Origin of the sequence: Bacillus sp. AP50 (genome assembly GCF_040492675.1) — a bacterium.
GTDB classification, from domain to species: Bacteria; Bacillota; Bacilli; order Bacillales; family Bacillaceae_G; genus Bacillus_A; species Bacillus_A cereus.
Genome location: NZ_JBEUTW010000432.1, coordinates 1 through 3,208, shown reverse-complemented (window position 1 = coordinate 3,208; position 3,208 = coordinate 1). Strand labels below are relative to the sequence as shown.

Here is a 3,208-nt window from a genome sequence, read left to right as displayed (position 1 = left end):
CCTCTCTATTATAGACGTGTACCATCTACCTTAGTTTGCATTGTACAGGCGAAAATACAGGTTATATTATACAACAAGTTTTATAACAATCGAAGGATACATTCTAGCATTTAAGATTTATCACCAAATGAAATTTTATTGGCGAGCTCAAACAGAGACGTTATAAATCAAAAAAATTTGCATATGAGGCAAGATTTATTTCTTGTCACATATGCAAAAAAGTAATCAGGTGAAATGAAATAACGATTTAAGGAGAGTATATATCTAAAATTTGAGGGGAATCCAGTTAATATATATCCAAAAAAACGTTTCATTTACTAATTTCAGCTAGCCATTTATCAGGAGCAGGAATTTTTTTCTTCACATCTTTTGCAACTTCCTGAATTAAGTTCCATAGACTTTCTATATCCTCAGCAGTAGTATGAATATTACCTATAGAAATTCGAATAACATACCCATCTTTAATAGTCGCATGAGAAACAAAGGTCTTTTTAGATTGATTAAGCCTTGTAAGTAATAATTGATTAAGCTCATCAATATATTTCTGTAGTATAATCTTTTGCTGCTCGTTTGCATCTTTCAGCCTTTCTTTTAATTCATAAGGAAAATACCGCAAACAAATAAGTGCATAAGGTGAAGAGGCTGTACATTCAAATTCAGGATGTTTATTTATTTCAGATTCCAACCATCGAGCCTGACGAATACTTTCTTCAAGACGTTTTGATAAACCATCTTTTCCAAAACTTCTAATAATCCACCAAATCTTAAGAGCTCGAAAACTACGTCCTAGTTGCAATGAATAATCCATATAATCAACTGAACCATCTTCTCTTTCAGTTTGTAAATAATCAGGAACTAGGCGAAAGCTATTTGATAGAGCTCCTCTTCTCTTACAAAACAATGTAGTAACTTCCAAAGGTGTATATAGACACTTATGAGGGTTGACAACCAGTGAATCTGCTACACAGAAATCTTCAGTATTCTCCTTTACATCTGGAACTAAATTCCAAAACCCTCCATAAGCAGCATCAACATGAAGCCAAATGTTATATTTCTTACAAATTTGAGAAATTTTCAAAATAGGATCTATAGCTCCTGTAGCAGTTGTACCTGCAGTAGCGACAACCGCTATGGGACAATAACCATTATTTAAATCATCTTGAATAGCTTTTTCAAGTTGATCCTCCATCATTTGATATTTTCCATTCGTAGAAATATGGACTACATTATCCGTTCCAATTCCTAATGCTATAGCTGCTTTATCAACTGAACTATGTGCCTGATCGGAAGTATAAATACGCATCTTAGAAACTCGACTCTCAATTAGTCCCTTTGTTCTTATATCTATCTCGGTACTTTGATCCCTAGCTGCAACCAACGCATAAAAAGTCGCTAATGAAGCTCCATTTAATAAAACCCCCTCCGCAGCTGGAGTATATCCCACCATTTCTGCGATCCACTTGAGTATAACTTTTTCTAATGCCGAAGCAGCTGGAGCTGCTTTCCACACCAAAGCATTTACATTTAAAGAAGAGATTAAAAGATCAGCTAGAATTCCAGGAGAACTAGCTGAAGTACTGAAATATCCATGGAAAGAAGGATGATTCCAATGAGTCAAATGAGGAATAATTTTCTCCCATGTGTCGTTCATTATTACCTCAAATGATTGAGAATGTTCTGGCAATGGTTGATCCAGCATCGCTAGTAAATCATTTGGAGAAATATTAGAAGTTACAGGGATTTCACGTATTTTTTCAAAGTGTTCACGAATCATTCCAAGTAACTCTATACCATGTTCCTCAAATTGTGCAGGGTTCCAGTCCCCCAAATTCTTTATGGAATTAGTCATACTATAACCTCCTTAAATATTTATTTTATTTTGATTAATAGATAACGATCCCTTCACATTCCCTAGTAAATTGCTACTTATTTGTATTATTTAGTAACATGATGATGATGATGATGATCATGCTCAACTTCGACTTCTAACTCATGATAATAATGTATTTCTCTCGGCTTGATACAATAATTTTGATTGAACTCAATTAATAACTTTTCTTCTTGATTAGCTAAATCTACATGAAGCTCTTTGCTTTTCCAAGGATATATTACTTTTATTTTATTCAATTCACTATCATCTTGATAAAATGATGCATGCCCTGCCCAACCAGGATGTTCATGTGCAGCTGGACCTAATAAATCATCCATTTGTTGCATTAATTCAATTGCTCGATCTTTTAATTCTAATTTCAAATACCAAGTCTCCATTACAGTAATCAATTCAATTCCTTCTTTCCTTAATTTATTTTAAGTGTTCTTTATTTTTATAAAAATCCTTAAGCAATGAAACACCATCATCTACAAACTCTCGACAAACGAAACCATGATTCTTCCGATTCCTTACTTGAGCCTTTGATAATTCTTCCCAAGACTCTATTATAGCAGCAGGCCATTCGCCCTTAGGACCGAGATGGTTTGCTAAGGTTTCATGCAATTCTTTAAACCCTTCTATCATAATTTTATGCTCTTTATTTTGAGTTCCACTAAATCCTGGGCTCAGGAAAGGAGGCATCATAGAAGGCCTTATAAACTCTTCATAAGATTCGACTGGAAAACTCACAGTATACTTCATGGAAACAGTCGCTGCATCATAAAGAGTTGAAAGACGGCCAAGAATAGATTGTAACTTAATAAAATCTCTATATTCCACTGCTTTTATAGCATCATCTAATAATGTATTCATACATACCAAAATAATATGGAACACTTGATGCCCTTGTTTCCACCGAAATACCGCTCTTTCATACGAAGCTGTATTAATATCAATCCTAGTTGTCATTTTTTCTTCTCCCTATTCTTTCTCACAGGATTTTATCCAATTCTCTAAAGCAATTTGAAAAATATTTCCCCAACCTTTTATTATTTCATATTTTTCCCTATCAGTTAAATTAGTTTCCTCTAAATCTTTAATGTGATTTTCATATATATCTATACAACTTTTTGACCATTCTAATAGATCTAATGCATTCCGCTGTAAGCGAAAATAAAGATCATATTCCTCATCAGTTGATACTGCACTTAGTGAATATGGTACTTTAGAATCAGGATGAATTGTTATAGGTTTAATAAGTCCATAATCTGGTAATATCTTCTCTTCATTACTCATATATTCTTCCCCTTCTAAATGTAATTTTAAAATTAATTAGTC

4 protein-coding genes are annotated in these 3,208 nt (G+C 33.4%); all 4 read right to left on the bottom strand.

What is annotated here, in order from left to right; genetic code table 11:
• Positions 1-310 precede the first annotated feature (310 nt).
• On the bottom strand, positions 311-1,849 hold the full coding sequence (locus ABWK52_RS24010; RefSeq protein ID WP_098508598.1) for a pyridoxal phosphate-dependent decarboxylase family protein: 1,539 nt from the start codon (positions 1,847-1,849) through the stop codon (positions 311-313).
• Positions 1,850-1,935: 86 nt separating this feature from the next.
• Positions 1,936-2,280 carry a hypothetical protein gene (locus ABWK52_RS24005; RefSeq protein WP_255289045.1) on the bottom strand — a complete coding sequence of 115 codons (345 nt, stop codon included), beginning with the start codon at positions 2,278-2,280 and terminating at the stop codon, positions 1,936-1,938.
• A gap of 22 nt (positions 2,281-2,302) precedes the next feature.
• Positions 2,303-2,839, bottom strand: a complete 537-nt coding sequence (locus ABWK52_RS24000; RefSeq protein ID WP_098508600.1) for a hypothetical protein — start codon at positions 2,837-2,839, stop codon at positions 2,303-2,305.
• A gap of 12 nt (positions 2,840-2,851) precedes the next feature.
• Positions 2,852-3,166 (bottom strand): hypothetical protein, encoded by a 315-nt coding sequence (locus tag ABWK52_RS23995; RefSeq protein WP_098508601.1) that lies wholly within the window; start codon positions 3,164-3,166, stop codon positions 2,852-2,854.
• Positions 3,167-3,208 lie beyond the last annotated feature (42 nt).